The following is a 17,642-nucleotide window of genomic DNA, read 5'->3' as shown; positions in this document are numbered from 1 at the left end:
GTGCCGTCCCGGGGCGTAGTTTCGTCTTTCCCGAGCGTGCAATGCAAGCGTGCTTTTTTCTTGGTTCGACCTCAATAGTTGAGGCCGCGCTTCTGCCGTTCCAGCGACGGCGGCAGTTCGCCGCTTTGGAAGATCGGTCCGCTGCCCTCGCGGCAGCGATAGGTCGTATCGTAACGCGGGCGGCCGTGAGACGACTCGAAAGGACCGTAGCGGTCGATGAAAACCTGCTGGCAAACGATGTTCTTATCGTCGCGCAGCGGGTCCACCGGCCGCACGCCCGGCAGGTCGTGGAAGGCCTGCGCCAGCTCGAATGTCGCCTCGCCGGCGAGGCCGGCACCGGGCGAGAGGGTCAATATCAGGGCGATGACGGAAGGCGCCAAGGCGAAACGGAACCAGGTCATATACGAACTTTCTCGGGGTGCCGGCAAACGGAACGTCCGCCGAAGGACAAGGTATCGCGGCCGGCCAACATGCGCTATAGGCCAGCTACGCTCCACAGCGCCCGAGCGCCTGATCAGACTGGCCGGGGTCGCTGCAGCACTTGAATCTCAGCAGGCTTCCTGAACCGTTCTCAGGGAAACATGCAAGTAACGATCTGGGGATTTTCGATGGCGAATACAATAAGGTTCCACGAGGGCGACATTTCCGAGACCGACGCCGCCCGCTATACGGGCGCGATCGCGATCGATACGGAAACGCTCGGCCTGGTCCCGCGTCGCGACCGCCTTTGCGTCGTGCAGCTCTCGTCGGGCGACGGGACTGCCGATGTGATCCGCATCTCCGCCGGCCAGAAGCAGGCGCCGAACCTCGTCTCGATGCTCGCCGATCCGACGCGCCAGAAAATCTTCCATTTCGGCCGCTTCGACATCGCCGTGCTGTTCCATACCTTCGGCGTCACCGCGTCGCCGGTCTTCTGCACCAAGATCGCCTCGCGCCTCGCCCGCACCTATACGGACCGGCACGGCCTCAAGGACAATCTCAAGGAACTGCTCGACATCGACATTTCCAAGCAGCAGCAGTCTTCCGATTGGGCCGCCGACATTCTTTCGCCGGCGCAGCTCGAATATGCCGCCTCCGACGTGCTCCACCTGCATGCGCTGCGCGACAAGCTGACGGCGCGGCTCCTGCGCGATGGCCGGATGGAACTCGCCGAGGCCTGCTTCTCGTTTCTCCCCACGCGTGCCAAGCTCGATCTGCTCGGCTGGGAAGAGACGGACATCTTCGCGCATAGCTGAGGCATGTTGTCCTCTTCCTGTGCTCGTCACAGGGATCCGGCAGCGCCGCGTCTGCGGCGCGGGTGAGTCTTTTCAGCCCAAGGACTTGGACTGGCTGGATTCCTGTGACGAGCACAGGAATGAGGGGGCAGGGCACGGGCGTTACGGCACCTTCGCTTGGGGACTAGGTCCTCGACATCCGCGCATGAGAAGTATTCTGGGGGATCGCACCCGCTCCACCCTCATCCCTGTGCTCGTCACAGGGATCCAGCAGCGCCGCGTCTGCGGCGCGGGAAAGAGTTCTTCCAGCCCAAGGACTTGGTCTGGCTGGATTCCTGTGACAGGCACAGGAATGAGGGAGGCGGGGATGCACGGCCGCTGCAACTTTCGCTTGCGAATACGCGAGGGAATGTTCAACCTGTTACGCAATGAAAGGTTACGTCTACATTCTCGCATCGAAGCGAAACGGAACACTGTATACGGGCGTGACCCGTGACCTGCCTCGCCGCCTCCTCGAGCATCAGAACGATCTGACGCCTGGATTCACGTCAAGATACGGCGTGAAGACCTTGGTGTGGTTTGAGGAATTCGACCTGCTGACTTCCGCCATCACGCGGGAGAAGACAATGAAGAAATGGCCGAGGAAGTGGAAGCTTAGTTTGATAGAGGAATTGAACCCCGAATGGGAAGACATCTCTCACCATCTTCACGGCATATGAAACGCGCCGAGGGACCGCACCCTCTCTACCCTCATCCCTGTGCTCGTCACAGGGATCCAGCAGCGCCGCGTCTGCGGCGCGGAAGAGTCTTTCCAGCCCAAGGACTTGGTCTGGCTGGATTCCTGAGGATCGACGGTGAGTCTTGCGCGCTGCACGTCAGCTGCGCCTGGGCGGGACTCTAGCTCCTGTCCGTGTGGCCGAGATCGCGCTCGGGCTCGATCACGTCGCGAATGCGTTGTTTCAGCTCCTTAGGTCCGGGAAAGCCGCCGTCGCGCTTGCGTTCCCAGATCAACGCGCCATCGACGCGAATCTCGAAATTGCCGCCGGTCCCGGGGATGAGCGCCACTTCCCCGAGCGTATCGGCGAAGGTCGACAGCAATTCCTGCGCCATCCATCCGGCGCGCAGCAGCCAGTTGCACTGGGTGCAGTAGAGGATGGTGACGCGTGGCTTTTCGCTCATCTCGCATGTCCTGTTCACTTGGCTTTCGCGCCCCAGGAAACATCGAGCAGCGTCGTCGCGCAAGCGCCGCGATCGATGCCTTCACGGGTGTCTCACATAAATGTCAGCTTCAGCCGTCAAGTTTTTGACGTCGAGCCCTTGTTTTCCAAAGGGCCAGAGGCAAGAGAAACCCCTGATTTGCAATAGATGCGAAAGGGATTTCATGACCGATACCGCTGCCAACAATCGACCGCGCGCGATCCTGCCGGCGCTCGAAAAGATTTATCTGCCGCTCGATACTTTCGCCGAGACGTTGCTGCGCGTCGTCGCAGGCCTGCTGCTGGTCACTCACGGCTACGGCAAGATTCTCAACCCCTTCGGCGCGACCGGCATGGTGGAGGGGCTTGGGTTCTATCCGGGCGTTTTCTGGTCGCCCCTGCTTTCGGCGACCGAGTTCTTCGGCGGCATATTCATTGCCATCGGCTTCCTGACGCGGCCTGCTGCCTTCGCGGCGACGATCGTGCTGCTCGTCACCGTCTATTTCCACGGCATCGTCCAGGGGCAGGGTCTTGGCGGGGCGGAGAAATCCATCCTCTGGGCGGCGATCACGCTCTTCTTTGCCATTCGCGGCGCCAACAGCCAGTCCGTCGACGCCAAGCTCGGCCGTCAATTCTGATCTCACGCTTTGAATTAACGCTCTTCCGGGCGGCGACACACTTTTCCCGAAAGCGCTCTGAGAGCGGCCGGCTCGATCCGGCCGCTTCGATGCTCAGTCCGCCTGCGGCATCACGCTGCGGATCGTCATACGGTGTACCTTGCCGGCCCTGTCGACCCAGTCGATCGACTGTCCGACGGAAAGGCCGATCAGCGCCGCTCCAATCGGCGTCAGCACGGAAATCTTGCCGGCTTCGATGTCAGCCTCCCCCGGATAGACGAGCCTCACTTCCTTCGCAAAACCGTTGTCGGCGTCGAAGGCGACGGTCGAGCCCATCTGTACGCTGTCCTTGGGCAGCTTGCCGGGAGCGGCGATTCGCGCGCGGTCGAGTTCGGAAAGCAGCGCCTCCGCGACGTCCGGGACACGGTCGAGCGCCGAGGAGGCGATCGCCGTCAGACGTGCATGGTCTTCGGCATTGATGACGATCGAGGGAAGCTTCTTGCGGGTTGTCTTGTCCGCCATGATGATACCTGTGCTTGGGCGCACCGCTCTGCTTGCGCCGAAAGTGAAATGTCGAGGATGATTTACGCTCGCCGCTCGGGGGTGGAGGCTTGGCCATCCGCTCGCCGATGCGTAGGCCCCCTTACCCGGAGAGCGCACGCATCCGGGCCGGGGTCAGGTTCCTGCGATGGGGCAGACCCGGAAAGAACAGCGGAAATGGATCGCGAGCACTGGCATGAACTGAAGGTCGGAAACTTCACCCGTGAAGTCAAGCCCAGCGTGACCACTTGAAGCGCCGCATCGCCCGTGTTCATTCATTGCGGGTCGCTCAAGAAGATCAGAAGCCTTGAAACGCAAAGTCCGTAGCGGCGACGATTTCGTCACGCCGATCTGACAAGTCGGTGACTAGGTGCCGAGCTCTTTAGAACTGCCGGCGTTTCGCCAGCGTCAGTCCGCGTTTATCGACAAAGGCATTTGCATCGGCGATCGCCTCGGTGTTCTCGATCTGCCAGAGTTTTCCCTGTTCGGCTCTGATGGCCCGGGCGATTCCCTCTTCGGCGGCGCGTGAAACATTGATCTTGAGATCGCGCGCCTGCGCAAGCAGATCGCCATCGAGGGTGAGATTTGCCGGGCGTCTTGCAGTCGGTCGCGACATGTTTGCTCCAGGTCGATGCGCATATTGTACGCGCATCGACGCCGGACCAGCAATCACTCGTCGCTCATCTTCAGCGCGGCGATGAAGGCTTCCTGCGGGATTTCCACCTTGCCGAACTGGCGCATCCGCTTCTTGCCGGCCTTCTGCTTCTCCAGAAGCTTGCGCTTTCGGGTGGCGTCGCCGCCGTAGCACTTGGCGGTCACGTCCTTGCGCAGCGCCGAGATGGTTTCGCGGGCGATCACGTTGCCGCCGATGGCGGCCTGGATCGGGATCTTGAACATGTGCTTCGGGATCAGTTCCTTCAGCTTCTCGCACATTTCGCGGCCGCGCTTTTCCGCCGCCATCCGGTGCACCATCATCGACAGCGCGTCCACCGGCTCGCCGTTGACGAGGATCGACATCTTCACGAGGTTGCCTTCCTTGTGCTCGGTGATCTGGTAGTCGAAGGAGGCGTATCCCTTGGAGATCGACTTCAGCCGGTCGTAGAAATCGAACACGACTTCGTTGAGCGGCAGGTCATAGGTGAGCATCGCGCGGGTGCCGACATAGGTCAGCTCGATCTGGATGCCGCGACGATCCTGACAGAGCTTCAGGATGCCGCCGAGATATTCGTCGGGCGTCAGGATCGTCGCGCGGATCCACGGTTCGTGGATTTCAGCGATCTTGACCACGTCCGGCATGTCGGCGGGGTTGTGAAGCTCGCGCTCCGAGCCATCGGTCATGAACAGCTTGTAGACGACCGAGGGTGCCGTCGCGATCAGATCGAGATCGAATTCGCGCTCCAGACGTTCCTGGATGATTTCGAGATGCAGAAGGCCAAGGAAGCCGCAACGGAAGCCGAAGCCGAGTGCGGCGGAGGACTCCATTTCAAAGGAGAAGGAGGCGTCGTTGAGGCGCAGCTTGCCCATGGCCGAGCGCAAGTCCTCGAAGTCGGCGGCGTCGACCGGGAAGAGGCCGCAGAACACGACCGGCTGGGCGGGCTTGAAGCCGGGCAGCGCCTTGGCCGTCGGCCGCTTGTCCTCGGTGATCGTATCGCCGACGCGGGTGTCGGCCACTTCCTTGATGGAAGCTGTGATGAAACCGATCTCGCCGGGACCGAGCGCCTCCATGGCAACCATCTTCGGCGTCAGCACGCCGACGCGCTCCACCTGGTACTTCGCATCCGTCCCCATCATGCGGATGGTCATGCCCTTCTTCAGGGTTCCGTCGATGACGCGCACCAGAACCATGACGCCGAGATAAGCGTCGTACCAGCTGTCGACGAGCAGCGCCTTCAGGGGCGCGGTGTCGCCGCCCTCGCTCTTCGGGGCGGGCAGCTTATGGACGATCGCCTCCAGCACGTCCGGAATGCCGAGACCGGTCTTGGCAGAGATCAGCACGGCGTCGGAGGCGTCGATGCCGATCACTTCCTCGATCTGCTCCTTGATCCGCTCCGGCTCGGCCGCAGGCAGGTCGATCTTGTTCAGAACGGTAACGAGCTCGTGATTGTTGTCGATCGCCTGGTAGACATTGGCGAGCGTCTGGGCTTCGACGCCCTGGCTGGCGTCGACGACGAGCAGCGAACCTTCGCAGGCCGAAAGCGAGCGCGAGACCTCGTAGGCGAAGTCGACGTGGCCGGGCGTGTCGATGAGGTTCAGCACATAGGTTTCGCCGTCATTCGCCTTGTAGTGCAGGCGCACGGTCTGGGCCTTGATGGTGATGCCGCGCTCGCGCTCGATATCCATGCTGTCCAGGACCTGCTCGGACATTTCGCGCTCGGCAAGGCCGCCGGTCGACTGGATCAGCCGGTCGGCGAGCGTCGATTTGCCGTGATCGATATGCGCCACGATCGAGAAATTGCGGATATGCGACAGGGGCGTCTTGGAGGATGGTGTGCTCATGGGCCGCATATAGCAGCGCGATCAGGCGGCGCAAAGCGGGAAATGAAGGCTTCGTTCACTATAAATCCGGGCGCCTGACCGGCCGTTCCGCTCGCGCTTCCGTCTCGGCGAGTGCCACGGCATTCGGCACCTGGGCGCTTTTGAATTCGAAGCTGTCGCAGAGATCGGGCGGGACGCGTTCGCGCGAGCGGAGGCGAACGAGCACGAAAAGGGCGTAGAGGAGCGCCACCGTCATCGTCGCATAGATGAAGGTCCGTTGGCCGAAGGCCGGCGTCAGCAAGGTCACGAGCATCGGCACGAGGGTCGCCGACGCCGACCAGGCGACCAGCATGGTGCTGGCGAGCGGCACGAAATCTGCCGGATCGGTGCGATCGTTGGCATGCGCATTGGCGATCGAATAGACCGTCTCGACCGCCCCCGCGAACATCGCGAAAACCAGCATGAGCAGGAGAAGGTTGTCGAAGGAGACGGCGAGCGCAGCGATGCCCGCCGCGATGACGAGCGTACAGGTGGCGATGAGGACGATCCGGCGGTCGGTGCGGTCTGAAAGGGCGCCCATCGGATATTGGATGAAGAGCAGGCCGAACTGCATGACGAACATCAACGCCGCTACTTCCTTCTGACTGACGGAATTGGCGGCGGCATAGATCGGCGTAAAGCCTTGCACCAGCATGGAAAGGCCGCCGGAGGCAAGCACGCCGATGAAGGCGACCGGAGAAATCCGCCAGACCATGGGAATGTCGATGCTGACCCTGGCGGGGGCGGGCGGCGTCGGCAGCCGCGTGAGGCCGATCGGCAGGATGGCGACCGCGGTGAAGAAGATCGTGACGATCGGGGCGAGATTGCCCTCGACCGGGATTTGCCCGAAGAGCCAGGCGCCGGCGCCAAGCCCGATGACATAGGCCATGTAGAAGAGCGCCATCGCCCGGCCGCGCCAGTGGTTCTCGCTGGCATGATTGAGCCAGCTCTGCGTGATGATGAAATTCATGTTGGCCGCAATGCCGTAGAGGCCGCGTGCGACGACCCAAAGCAGCGGGTGGACGCCGAGGCTGATCATCAGCGCCGCGAGAATGACCAGCGCCATCGAGCAGGAAAAGGCGCGGGCGTGGCCTACGCGGCGAATGAGCGAGCCGCCCATGAGGCAGCCGATCAGCCCGCCGAAGGCAATCGCCGTCACGGCGGCTCCCGGGACCCAATCCGGCGCCGCCGAGCGCGTCAGCACGAAGGGCACATAGGCGAGCATCATGCCGTTGCCGACCGCGACAGATGTCATCGAGGCGACTATGCTCGCGATCGACAGCAGCGACGAAGGAGATCGATGCATCTGCCTGTCCTCCTGCCGATCGTATGAAGCTGATCTAAATTATTGAAGTTGAATGTTTTTCAGAACCGGCGCAGAATCCGGACGATAAAGCAGGACGCGGCCCGGGGCTGTCGTCAAAGCGGCATGCGCAAAACTTATTTCTCGCTCCGATCGTCTTGACTCCACTATACGAGAAATGCAATCTCCGATAATGGAAAACGCGATTGCCCCTCTCGAAGAGACCATGGCCATGCGCCTGCGCGAGCTGCGCATGGCGCGGGACCTGACGCTTGACGACCTGGCCGGCCGCTCCGGCGTCAGCCGCGCCATGATTTCGCGCATCGAGCGCGGCGAGGCGAGCCCGACGGCGCAGCTTCTGGCGAAGCTCTGCAGCGCGTTGGGCACGACGCTTTCGGCGCTTTTTGCTTCCGAAAGGAGCGAGGCCTCGCCCTTGGCCCGGCACGCGGAGCAGCGGCTGTGGCGCGATCCCGAAAGCGGCTATCTGCGCCGTTCGGTTTCACCCGAAGGCGTCGGTTCGCCGGTCGACATCGTCGAGGTCGAGTTTCCGCCCGGTGCTCGTGTCGTCTTCGAGCGACAGCCCATGGACCGCGGCATCACCCAGCACCTCTGGCTTTTCTCCGGCCGCCTCGAATTGACGATGGAAAGCGGACGGCAGCTCCTGGAGCCGGGCGACTGCCTGTTCATGGGGCTTGAAGAGGCCCACATCTTTCACAATCCCCACGAAGAGCCGGCGCATTACGCCGTCATCCTCTGCCGCAACAAGGTCTGACATGCCCGACGTCGATATCCGCGTGCTCACCGCAGGAGACACCCTGGCCGCCCTGCCGGCTCTGGCCGAAATTCTCTCCGATTGCGTCGAAGGCGGCGCTTCGGTCGGCTTCATGCAACCGTTTTCGCCGAATGACGCCGTTCACTTCTGGGAGGGCGTCGCCGCGGCCGTCGGGCGCAGCGAAACGGTGCTCCTCGCGGCCGAAGTCGACGGCCGGATGGTCGGCACCGTGCAGCTCGGCGTCAGCACCATGCCGAACCAGCCGCATCGCGCCGACGTCAGAAAGCTGCTCGTCCACCGCGACGCCCGCGGTCTCGGCCTGTCGCGTCGCCTGATGGATGCGGCCGAGGCGGAAGCCGTCAGGCGCGGCAGAAGAGTGCTGGTCCTCGACACGGCGACCGGCGAGCCGGCGGAAGCGATCTACGAGCGCTTTGGCTGGACGCGCGCCGGTATCGTTCCCGACTATGCGTTGATGCCGGACGGCCGCTATTGCGCAACGACGTTCTTCTACAAGCACCTTGCCACATAGGGCGGCTCGGATGGCCTCATCCGGTGCCGCCGCGATCACGAAACGAAGAAGTGCGAGAGGCCCTGGCCGGCGGCGAAAGCGGCATAGCCGAGAACTGCGAAATAGACGGTGGTCGCGACCAGGAAGAAATAGCCGCCGGCCACCATCAGCCCGTCGCGCTGGATGATGCCGAGCGACAGGAGCAGGATGGCGATGCCGGGCAGCGTGTTCGACAGCGGAATCAGCCCGAGCGGAAACATGAGAAGCACGCCGCCGGCCATGATCATCAGGCCGTTGAAACGGTTCATCAGGGCGCCTTCGGTCAGGAAATTGAGCCGCGGGCGCACATAGCGGTCGAGCTTCGAGACCAGTGCCGCACCTTTTCGGAGCGTCGGCACGAGCTTTTCCGTGGCGATCTCCCGGTCGAGGATGCGCTTCGGCAGCCAGGGCATGCGATTGAGGGTGATCGCGAGCGAAATGAGAATGATGGCCGCCCCGAAGACGGTGCTGACGCCCGGAATGGAAACCGGGATCAGGAACGGCAGGGTCAGCAGCGCGCAGAGAAGGAGGAAGCCCTGCTCGCCGATCTCGATCATCAGCTCGCGCAGCGTGATCGTGTTGCCTCTGATCGACGCGATCATGCCGGTGAGCGTGTCGCTGAGGCTGCGTTGCGAATCGCCGAACTCGACCGCCATAATTTTTCCCTTCACGGTTTGCGGGCGCTCCATGCGGCGCCCGCGGCTCGCATTCTTTACGCCGAACCGGGCCTGGCAGACCATAGCGCCAGGCGCATGAACCTCCGGTTAGCGGGCCCTCTGGTCAGCAATGTGGCGAGGTCCGGCAGAAATGGTGCACCGCAATACTCCCGATAGAGGAAAGTAGAAGGCCCCTTCATCTTCCTGCCGCAATCGATAGTATGAACCGATCCTGAGCACCAATGGGGACAATTGATTCGATGATCAAGAAATGCGCCATCCTGGCTGTCGTGGCCGTCTATCTTTCCGGATGCACCACCACCGATCCCTATACGGGAGAACAGAAGATGTCGAACACGGCCGGAGGCGCTTTGATCGGCGCGGGTCTCGGCGCTGCGACCGGTCTTCTGGTGGGCGGCAGTGCGGCGGGCCGGCGTGATGCCGCTCTTGTCGGCGCAGGCATCGGCGCTCTCGGCGGCGGCCTGGTCGGAAACTACATGGATCAGCAGGAATCCGAACTGCGGGCGCAGTTGCAGGGCACCGGCGTTTCGGTCACCCGCGCCGGCGATCGCATCATCCTGAACATGCCGTCGAACATCACCTTCGCGACCGACCGCGACCAGGTGATTCCGGCCTTCTACTCGACGCTCGACTCGGTTGCGATCGTGCTGCGCAAGTTCAACAAGACGCTGATCGACGTCGACGGTCACACCGACTCGACCGGCAGCGCCTCCTACAACCAGGGACTTTCGGAGCGGCGCGCGGCCTCGGTCGCCAACTATCTCGCCAGCCGCGGCGTCGACCAGCGGCGCATGTCGGCAGTAGGCTACGGCCTGGAGCGGCCGATTGCGTCGAACGCTACCGAGGTCGGCCGTGCCCAGAACCGCCGCGTCGAAATCTCGATCGCGCCGATCAAACAGGGCTGAACGGCTTCAACGTGATGGCGAAAGGCCGCGCGGATTTTCCGGGCGGCCTTTTCAATTTCCGAAATGCCCCTCATCCGGCCTGCCGGCCACCTTCTCCCCGCTGACGGCAGGGCTGTCCGGGGAAAGTTCCGGGTGAATCGAAATGTCGCAGGCGCATGCCCCGTCAGACGGCGTTTTTCCGTCTATTTTCTGGTTGTCGAGACTCAGAAAAGGAGACGGAGCATGCGGTTCACCCCTAGCATTTTCGCCCAGCTGCTGAAAGCGATTGATCGCCGCAGCTTTCAGGCGATTGTGGATCGTCATGCCGGGGATGCCTACGACAAGTGCTTTACCAGCTGGGATCATCTGGTGGCACTGATCTATGCCCAGTTGAGCGCCACGACCAGCCTGCGCGGGTTGGAGGCGAGCTTCAACGCCAACAGTCAGCATCATTACCATCTCGGCAGTGGCCGGCTGATGCGCTCGACGCTGTCGGACGCCAACCGCCGCCGCCCGGTCGCCGTCTTCGCCGAGACCTTCGCGCTTCTGGCCGGTCAGCTCGACCGGCAGACGCGCCGGGAGGGCACCAAGATGCTGCGGCTGATCGATTCGACCCCGATCCCGCTGGGTAAGCTGTACGATTGGGCCAAGTCGAACGGCCGCATCCGCGGCATGAAGCTGCATGTCGTCTATGATCCCAAGGCCGATTGTCCAGGCATCCTCGACATCACCGACGCCAACGTCAACGACGCCCAGATCGGCCGCACGATCACCATCGAAAAGGGCGCAACCTATGTCTTCGACAAGGGCTACTGCCATTACGGCTGGTGGACGGCGATCGCCGAAGCCGGCGCCAGTTTCGTCACCCGGCCGAAGACCAACATGGGACTGGCTTTGGTCGCTGAACGCCCCGTTGAGCAACCTCAAGGCGATGGCTTCCTGGTCCTCGAAGACAGCCAGGTCAGCCTCGCCAGCAAGGGCGATTCCAAGCTGCCGATCGGCTTGCGCCGGGTAATCGTCAAGCGCCAGGACGGCGATACGATCACGCTTCTGACCAACGACCTCGAGCGCTCCGCCGTCGAGATCGGCCAGCTCTATAAGGATCGCTGGCAGATCGAGCTTCTGTTCCGCTGGATCAAACAGCACCTCAAGATCCGCAAGTTCCTCGGCAACAACGACAACGCCATCCGCCTGCAGATCTTCGCGGCGATGATCGCCTATGCACTGTTGCGCATCGCCGCCCGCCTCGCCCGCGTCCCTCTACCGATCCTGCGCTTCACCGACCTCGTCACCCAGTGCCTGTTCCAGCGCAAAAGCATCGCCGAAATCCACAAGCCGCCGCAGGTCAATCCAAGCCGACCAAAACCCCGGACCATCCCAAACCAAATGGTCTTCCGCTATGCATGAATTTTCCCCGGACAGCCCTGCGCTGACGGGGAGAAGGTGACTCGCGGCGCCGTCTCCGTCCCTCGATCGACCTAGAGGGATGAGGAAAAGTGTGCGCGGTTTTCCGCCCGCATAGGGCGGCCCGACCTAAAAGCCTCGTGATCTGGTCTCAGTCTAGGAGGCGAAGGTGGTGCCCCTTGTCCCTTCTCCCCGCTTGCGGGGAGAAGGTGGCGGCAGCCGGATGAGGGGCGATGCTGCGTCACCCCTTCGGCGGATAGTCGTGGCTGTTTCCGCGGAAGTCGGTGACCGTGTAGCAGCCGCCGCCCTCCGCCTCGATCGCGCCGGCGCTGACGACGGCCTTGCCGTGGCCCCCGGGAATGTCGAGGATGTAGGCGGGCTGGCAGAGGCCGGATACGCGTCCGCGCAGAGAGGCGACGAGCGCCTGGCCCTCCTCGATGGACAGCCGGAAATGGCCGGTGCCGGGCGCAAGATCCGGATGGTGCAGGTAATAGGGCTTGATCCGTGTCTCGACGAAGGCGCGCATCAGTGCGGCGAGCACGTCCGGATCGTCATTGACGCCTTTCAGCAGCACCGACTGGCTCACCATGACGATGCCCGCATCGATCAGCCGCGCGGCGGCGGCGCGGGCCTCGGCGGTGAGTTCCCGCGGATGGTTGGCATGAAGCGCCACATAGGTCGCCTTGCCGCTGCTCTTCAAAGCGGCGATCAGCCCCGCATCCACCTGGTCCGGCTCGACCACCGGCACGCGCGTGTGGAAGCGCACGACCTTGACATGGTCGATTTCTGCGAGCCGCACCATGATATCGCCGAGCCGCCGGGGCGAGAGCACCAGCGGATCGCCGCCGGTCAGGATCACTTCCCAGATTTCCGGGCGCCCGGCGATATAGGCGAGCGCCGCATCGAGTTCCGCGGGCGTGAGCGTGCCGAGACCCTCGGGGCCGACCATTTCGCGGCGGAAACAGAAGCGGCAGTAAACCGGGCAGACATGAACCGCCTTCAGGAGCACCCGGTCCGGATAGCGGTGGACGATACCGGCAACCGGGCTGTGCGCTCCGTCGCCGATCGGATCGGCACGCTCTTCAGGCATGAGCGTGAGTTCGGCCATGTCGGGCACGAACTGCCGCGCAATCGGGTCGTTCGGATCGTCCCGGTCGACCAGGCGCGCGATCGTCGGGCTGATGGCGACGGCGTAGCGGGACGCGACCCGGGAGATCGCCTCTTCCTGCTCTCGACCGACCAGACCGGCGTCGGCGAGCTCACGCGCTGTTCTGATGGCGCGTTCCGCGGTCATGGCGTGGCCTCCGCGACCGGGGCCCAAAGGACCTGATCGATGCGGGATGCGCCCGTTGCCAGCATGACCAGCCGGTCGAAGCCGAGTGCGATGCCGCTCGCCTCGGGCATGCCGGCGAGCGCCGCGAGGAAATCCTCGTCGATCGGGTAGGTCTCGCCGTAGACCCGCGCCTTCTCCGCCATTTCCAGTTCGAACCGGCGGCGCTGCTCGGCGGCATCGGTCAATTCACCGAAGGCATTTGCGAGTTCGACGCCGCAGGCATAGAGCTCGAAACGCTCTGCCACGCGAGAGTCTGCGGCTGCAGGCCGGGCAAGCGCTGCCTCGGCAACCGGATATTCGTCGAGGATCGTGGCGCGCCCGAAGCCGAGATTGGGCTCGATCCTTTCGACGAGCACGCGGCTGAAGAGATCGGCCCAGCTATCGTCTCCGGCGACACGCAAGCCCGCCTCCCGCATGGCCGCCGCCAGGCTCTCGCGGTCGGTGGAGCCGTCTTCCCGGACCGAGGCGAGGAGGTCGAGCCCCGCGAAGCGCGCGAAGGCCTCGGCGACGGAGAGCCGCTCCGGCTCGGCGAAAGGATCGCATTCATGCCCCTGATAGACGAGGGACCGAGCGGCGACTGTCTCTGCGGCGAGCGCGAGAATCTCGCCGCAGTCGTGCATCAGCGTCTCGTAGCCCTCCTCGGCGCGGTACCATTCGAGCATGGTGAATTCCGGATGATGCAGCGGGCCCCGCTCGCGGTTGCGGTAGACATGGGCGAAACAGGCGATGCGCCGCTCGCCGGCGGCGATGAGCTTCTTGCAGGCGAATTCGGGCGAGGTGTGGAGATAGAGCGGCTGGACGGAGCCGTCGAGCCCAAGCGCCTCGGTCGCAAAGGCATGCAGATGCGCCTCGTTGCCCGGCGACACCTGCAGCGCTGCCGTGTCGACCTCGATGAAGTCGCGTTCGTCGAAGAACCGGCGGAGCGCCGACTGGATGCGGTTGCGCCCGATCAGGAAGGGGCGCCGGTCGGCATGGACGTCGGGAGTCCACCAGGGAGAAGCATGCGGCATGGTCGGTTCGGTCCAGGCTTTCTTCCGCGCGAATGCCCGCTCAGGCTGGCTATTTGCGCGAAATTAGGATAGTGGCGGCGCGAAAACTGAATTTTCGCGTCCCTTCCGGGCCGATCTCCGGCCCGCTCGTGTCGCTGATACCTCTGTTACAAGGAAGACTAATGGTCAAGGTCATCGCTTCTTCGGTCCGCAAGGGCAACGTTCTCGACGTCGACGGCAAACTCTATGTCGTGCTCACCGCGCAGAACTTCCATCCGGGCAAGGGCACGCCGGTCACGCAGGTCGACATGCGCCGCATCTCCGACGGCGTGAAGGTCTCCGAGCGCTACCGCACGACCGAGCAGGTCGAGCGCGCCTTCGTCGAAGACCGCGAGCACACCTTCCTTTATGAAGATGGCGAAGGCTTCCACTTCATGAACCCGGAAAGCTACGACCAGCTCGTCATGAGCTCCGAAGATATCGGCGACCTGAAGGCCTATCTTCAGGAAGGCATGGCCGTGATGCTGTCGATCCACGAAGGCATTGCCATCGCCATCGACCTGCCGCGCCACGTCACTCTCGAAATCACCGAGACCGAGCCGGTCGTCAAGGGACAGACGGCCTCCTCCTCCTACAAGCCGGCCGTGCTTTCGAACGGGGTTCGTACCCTGGTGCCGCCGCACATCCAGGCTGGCACCCGCGTCGTCATTGCGACGGAAGACGGCTCCTATGTCGAGCGCGCCAAGGACTGATCTGGTCCGGGCAGAAGTCGAAACGGGGACGGCAGTCTTTGACTGCCGTCCCCGTTTTCGTTTCCCGTGCGTAGCCGCAAATCCGGCCCGCATTTCATAAACGCTCCAGCACGTTGAAACGACGCACGTCCGCACGGAAAACCGCTACACATTTTTCCTGGATGTGCTTTAGGATGCCGCCCTCTGGATCGGGATGAGAGGTGCGGCACTGCATGTTTCCACTATCGCATATGATGAAGTCGTTCATTCGCAAGGGGACGCTTACGGTAATCGATGCCGACGGCAAGAGGCACGTCTTTGCCGGCGAGCCGGGGCCGAGCGTGACGATGCGGCTGACCGACAAGCGACTCTATCGCAGCCTCGTCTTCAATGCCGAGCTGGCCGCCGGTGAAGCCTATATGGACGGGACCATGCGGTTCGAGGAAGGCTCGACGCTGCGGGACTTCCTGACGCTCTTTTCGATCAACCGCCTGTCGCTCGGCTCCTATCCGATCCAGAAGCTGTTGCGGGCGGTGAAAATGCGTTTCCGCAAGCGCCAGCAGGCCAATCCCAAGGGCAAGGCGCAGCAGAACGTCGCGCATCATTACGATCTGGGCAATGATTTCTACAAGCTGTTCCTCGACGAGAACATGCTCTATTCCTGCGCCTATTTCCGCGAGCCGGACGAGACGCTGGAGGCTGCGCAGCGCAACAAGCTGCGGCTGCTTGCGGCAAAGCTCTGTCTGAAGCCGGGCATGAGGGTGCTCGACATCGGCTGCGGCTGGGGCGATCTCGCCCTCTATCTGGCCGCGCTCGAAGACGTCGAGGTTCTGGGTGTCACGCTTTCCAGGGAACAGCAGGCGCTCGCCTCCGAGCGGGCACGTGCGGCCGGAATGGCCGACCGCGTGCGCTTTGAACTCAAGGACTATCGCGATGTCGAGGGACCGTTCGACCGGATCGTTTCGGTCGGCATGTTCGAGCATGTCGGCGTCCATCACTACGACGAGTTCTTCAAGAAACTGAATGCGCTGATGCCGGATGACGGGCTGGCCGTGCTCCATTCGATCGGCCATATGAGCCCGCCCGGCATGGCAAGCGCCTGGCTGCGGAAATATATCTTCCCCGGCGCCTATTCCCCGGCACTGTCGGAGGTCTTCGAGGTGGTCGAACGCAACAGCCTGTGGGTGACCGATCTCGAATTCCTGCGCGTGCACTATGCGACGACGCTCGCCCATTGGGGCGCGCGCTTCGATGAGAATCGCGACAAGGTGGTGGCGATGTACGACGAGCGCTTCGCCCGCATGTGGGAGTTCTACCTGATCAGCGCGGAAATGATGTTCCGCACCGGCAGCCAGCTCGTCTTCCATATGCAGCTGTCGCGTTCACGAGACGCGGCGCCGATCGTTCGCGACTACGTCACCGATCTGCAGCGCACCTATATCGAAAAGGAAAAGGCGCTCGATCTGGCGGTTTAACTCAATCCCAAGCTTACCCATCCCCAACCCCTCCCCCCAAGGGGGAGGGGCTTAACTTGCCTTACCGTCACCGCGTCGCCATCGTTTTGGCGCGGAGAGTGCCGCGGGGAAGCCCCTCCCCCTTGTGGGACCCTTGTGGGGAGGGGTTGCGGACGCCGATCATATAGTTCGGACACCGTCGAAGAAGACGCGGTGCCGCCGATCCGCAGCCTTGACGCGTCATGAATCGGCGCCTATTTAGAATTATTCTAAAGAAGGCTTCGTGATGCTCTCCCGACTTTTCTCCCGTTACAAACGCCCGTTCCTGTCCTTGAGCGAACAGGAAATCCTTGCGCTCGCGATATCCTCGGAAGAGGACGATGGGCGCATCTATCTCGCCTATGCCGACGCTCTGCGCGCAAAATATCCCCATTCCGCAAAGGTCTTCGAGGAAATGGCGGAGGAGGAGAGCCATCACCGTCAGGCCTTGATCGACCTGCATGTCGCCCGTTTCGGCAACCGCATCCCGCTCGTTCGGCGCGAGCACGTGCGCGATTTCCCGGAGCGCAAGCCCGATTGGCTGATCGCCGAGATGCCGATCGAGAAGGCGCGCGCGGAAGCCGAGGCGATGGAGGAGGCGGCGCACCGGTTTTACGTCGAGGCCGCGGCGCGCACGCGGGACGCGGCGACGCGCAAGCTCTTGGGCGATCTGGCGATTGCCGAGAAGTCGCATGAATCGCTCGCCCGCCGGCTCGGCGAAAAGCATACGCCGGTCGACGTGCGCCACGAGGAAGATGAGACCTCACGCCGCCAGTTCATACTCACCTATGTGCAGCCGGGCCTCGCGGGCCTGATGGATGGCTCCGTTTCGACGCTCGCGCCGATCTTCGCCGCAGCCTTCGCCACGCAGGATACATGGCAGACCTTTCTCGTCGGCCTGTCTGCCTCCGTCGGCGCGGGCATCTCGATGGGTTTCACCGAAGCGGCGCATGATGACGGCAAGCTTTCCGGCCGCGGCTCGCCGGTCAAGCGCGGGCTTGCCTCGGGCATCATGACGGCACTCGGCGGTCTCGGCCACGCTCTGCCCTATCTCATTCCGCATTTCTGGACCGCGACAATGACGGCGGCGGCAATCGTCTTCTTCGAACTGTGGGCAATCGCCTTCATTCAGAACCGCTACATGGAAACGCCCTTCCTGAGGGCCGCCTTCCAGGTGGTGCTCGGTGGCGGGCTGGTTCTTGCCGCCGGCATCGTCATAGGGAATGCTTAGAGACCGCAACCGCTCCTCCCTCATTCTCTGTGCTTGTCACAGAGATCCGGCAGCGCCACGTCTGCGGCGCGGGAAGCGTTCTGTCAGCCCAAGGAGCACAGGAATGAGGAGCTTTGTGGAGGCGTGCGCGTTACGCCAGCGTCCGCTTGCGGGTATCCGAGCGATTTCACCGACACGCAACAAAAAAGGCCGCAGGA

At 63.0% G+C, this 17,642-nt stretch carries 19 protein-coding genes; 10 read left to right on the top strand and 9 right to left on the bottom strand.

The genetic code is table 11. The annotated features are described in order from the left end of the window. Nucleotides 1-71: 71 nt before the first annotated feature. On the bottom strand, nucleotides 72-401 hold the full coding sequence (locus M1D43_RS12190) for a hypothetical protein (protein WP_010968457.1): 330 nt from the start codon (nucleotides 399-401) through the stop codon (nucleotides 72-74). 207 nt (nucleotides 402-608) lie between these two features. On the opposite strand from M1D43_RS12190, the gene M1D43_RS12185 reads away from it, so the two are divergent. After that, nucleotides 609-1,235 carry a ribonuclease D gene (locus M1D43_RS12185; RefSeq protein WP_003534411.1) on the top strand — a complete coding sequence of 209 codons (627 nt, stop codon included), beginning with the start codon at nucleotides 609-611 and terminating at the stop codon, nucleotides 1,233-1,235. Between the two features lie 407 nt (nucleotides 1,236-1,642). Next, complete coding sequence (locus tag M1D43_RS12180) at nucleotides 1,643-1,933, top strand: GIY-YIG nuclease family protein (protein WP_004435543.1); 291 nt, start codon at nucleotides 1,643-1,645, stop codon at nucleotides 1,931-1,933. A gap of 178 nt (nucleotides 1,934-2,111) precedes the next feature. Here M1D43_RS12180 and M1D43_RS12175 read toward each other — a convergent pair whose 3' ends face one another. After that, on the bottom strand, nucleotides 2,112-2,393 hold the full coding sequence (locus M1D43_RS12175; RefSeq protein ID WP_004435540.1) for an Rdx family protein: 282 nt from the start codon (nucleotides 2,391-2,393) through the stop codon (nucleotides 2,112-2,114). Nucleotides 2,394-2,595: 202 nt separating this feature from the next. Between M1D43_RS12175 and M1D43_RS12170 the strand changes: the two genes are divergently transcribed. Further along, the gene (locus tag M1D43_RS12170; protein ID WP_004435537.1) at nucleotides 2,596-3,048 is read left to right on the top strand and encodes a DoxX family protein; all 453 of its coding nucleotides are present in this window, start codon (nucleotides 2,596-2,598) and stop codon (nucleotides 3,046-3,048) included. A gap of 93 nt (nucleotides 3,049-3,141) precedes the next feature. Here the strand turns inward: M1D43_RS12170 and rnk are convergent, their stop codons facing one another. The 4 genes from rnk to M1D43_RS12150 all read right to left on the bottom strand — a co-directional run bounded on the left by rnk (nucleotide 3,142) and on the right by M1D43_RS12150 (nucleotide 7,387). Continuing rightward, nucleotides 3,142-3,549 carry a nucleoside diphosphate kinase regulator gene (gene rnk, locus M1D43_RS12165; protein ID WP_010968462.1) on the bottom strand — a complete coding sequence of 136 codons (408 nt, stop codon included), beginning with the start codon at nucleotides 3,547-3,549 and terminating at the stop codon, nucleotides 3,142-3,144. A gap of 400 nt (nucleotides 3,550-3,949) precedes the next feature. Beyond that, a complete protein-coding gene (locus tag M1D43_RS12160) occupies nucleotides 3,950-4,183 on the bottom strand; it encodes a type II toxin-antitoxin system CcdA family antitoxin (protein ID WP_153314256.1) in 234 nt (77 codons plus the stop codon). A gap of 53 nt (nucleotides 4,184-4,236) precedes the next feature. Next, nucleotides 4,237-6,072: a translation elongation factor 4 gene (gene lepA, locus M1D43_RS12155; RefSeq protein WP_004435528.1), complete on the bottom strand. Its 1,836-nt coding sequence runs from the start codon at nucleotides 6,070-6,072 to the stop codon at nucleotides 4,237-4,239. Between the two features lie 49 nt (nucleotides 6,073-6,121). Continuing rightward, complete coding sequence (locus tag M1D43_RS12150) at nucleotides 6,122-7,387, bottom strand: MFS transporter (RefSeq protein WP_107607924.1); 1,266 nt, start codon at nucleotides 7,385-7,387, stop codon at nucleotides 6,122-6,124. Nucleotides 7,388-7,577: 190 nt separating this feature from the next. Here M1D43_RS12150 and M1D43_RS12145 point away from each other — a divergent pair, with 190 nt between their 5' ends. Both M1D43_RS12145 and M1D43_RS12140 read left to right on the top strand, forming a co-directional pair. After that, a complete protein-coding gene (locus M1D43_RS12145) occupies nucleotides 7,578-8,156 on the top strand; it encodes a helix-turn-helix domain-containing protein (RefSeq protein ID WP_013845005.1) in 579 nt (192 codons plus the stop codon). 1 nt (nucleotide 8,157) lies between these two features. Next, nucleotides 8,158-8,685 (top strand): GNAT family N-acetyltransferase, encoded by a 528-nt coding sequence (locus tag M1D43_RS12140; RefSeq protein WP_010968466.1) that lies wholly within the window; start codon nucleotides 8,158-8,160, stop codon nucleotides 8,683-8,685. A gap of 35 nt (nucleotides 8,686-8,720) precedes the next feature. Here the strand turns inward: M1D43_RS12140 and M1D43_RS12135 are convergent, their stop codons facing one another. Beyond that, a complete protein-coding gene (locus M1D43_RS12135) occupies nucleotides 8,721-9,359 on the bottom strand; it encodes an exopolysaccharide biosynthesis protein (protein ID WP_014530016.1) in 639 nt (212 codons plus the stop codon). 260 nt (nucleotides 9,360-9,619) lie between these two features. Between M1D43_RS12135 and M1D43_RS12130 the strand changes: the two genes are divergently transcribed. Further along, nucleotides 9,620-10,285, top strand: a complete 666-nt coding sequence (locus tag M1D43_RS12130) for a YiaD family glycine zipper/OmpA-like lipoprotein (RefSeq protein ID WP_004435511.1) — start codon at nucleotides 9,620-9,622, stop codon at nucleotides 10,283-10,285. Nucleotides 10,286-10,507: 222 nt separating this feature from the next. After that, nucleotides 10,508-11,671, top strand: a complete 1,164-nt coding sequence (locus M1D43_RS12125) for an IS4-like element ISRm16 family transposase (protein ID WP_003537933.1) — start codon at nucleotides 10,508-10,510, stop codon at nucleotides 11,669-11,671. A gap of 238 nt (nucleotides 11,672-11,909) precedes the next feature. Here the strand turns inward: M1D43_RS12125 and M1D43_RS12120 are convergent, their stop codons facing one another. Together M1D43_RS12120 and epmA are read right to left on the bottom strand one after the other, a co-directional pair. After that, the gene (locus M1D43_RS12120; RefSeq protein WP_153314258.1) at nucleotides 11,910-12,962 is read right to left on the bottom strand and encodes a lysine-2,3-aminomutase-like protein; all 1,053 of its coding nucleotides are present in this window, start codon (nucleotides 12,960-12,962) and stop codon (nucleotides 11,910-11,912) included. Then, nucleotides 12,959-14,011 carry an EF-P lysine aminoacylase EpmA gene (epmA, locus tag M1D43_RS12115; RefSeq protein WP_127598476.1) on the bottom strand — a complete coding sequence of 351 codons (1,053 nt, stop codon included), beginning with the start codon at nucleotides 14,009-14,011 and terminating at the stop codon, nucleotides 12,959-12,961. Before epmA ends, M1D43_RS12120 begins: the two co-directional genes overlap by 4 nt. Nucleotides 14,012-14,172: 161 nt before the next feature. On the opposite strand from epmA, the gene efp reads away from it, so the two are divergent. From efp to mbfA, 3 genes are all read left to right on the top strand, one after another. Next, nucleotides 14,173-14,742, top strand: a complete 570-nt coding sequence (gene efp / locus M1D43_RS12110) for an elongation factor P (protein ID WP_004435501.1) — start codon at nucleotides 14,173-14,175, stop codon at nucleotides 14,740-14,742. 212 nt (nucleotides 14,743-14,954) lie between these two features. Next, the gene (cfa1, locus tag M1D43_RS12105; protein WP_028011141.1) at nucleotides 14,955-16,196 is read left to right on the top strand and encodes a cyclopropane-fatty-acyl-phospholipid synthase; all 1,242 of its coding nucleotides are present in this window, start codon (nucleotides 14,955-14,957) and stop codon (nucleotides 16,194-16,196) included. A gap of 265 nt (nucleotides 16,197-16,461) precedes the next feature. Beyond that, complete coding sequence (mbfA, locus tag M1D43_RS12100) at nucleotides 16,462-17,445, top strand: iron exporter MbfA (protein WP_004435498.1); 984 nt, start codon at nucleotides 16,462-16,464, stop codon at nucleotides 17,443-17,445. Nucleotides 17,446-17,642: the final 197 nt, after the last annotated feature.

This window comes from Ensifer sp. R1-3, assembly GCF_056739175.1.
The sequence above is the reverse complement of the archived record's forward strand: the minus strand, read 5'-3'. Positions and strand labels throughout refer to the sequence as shown.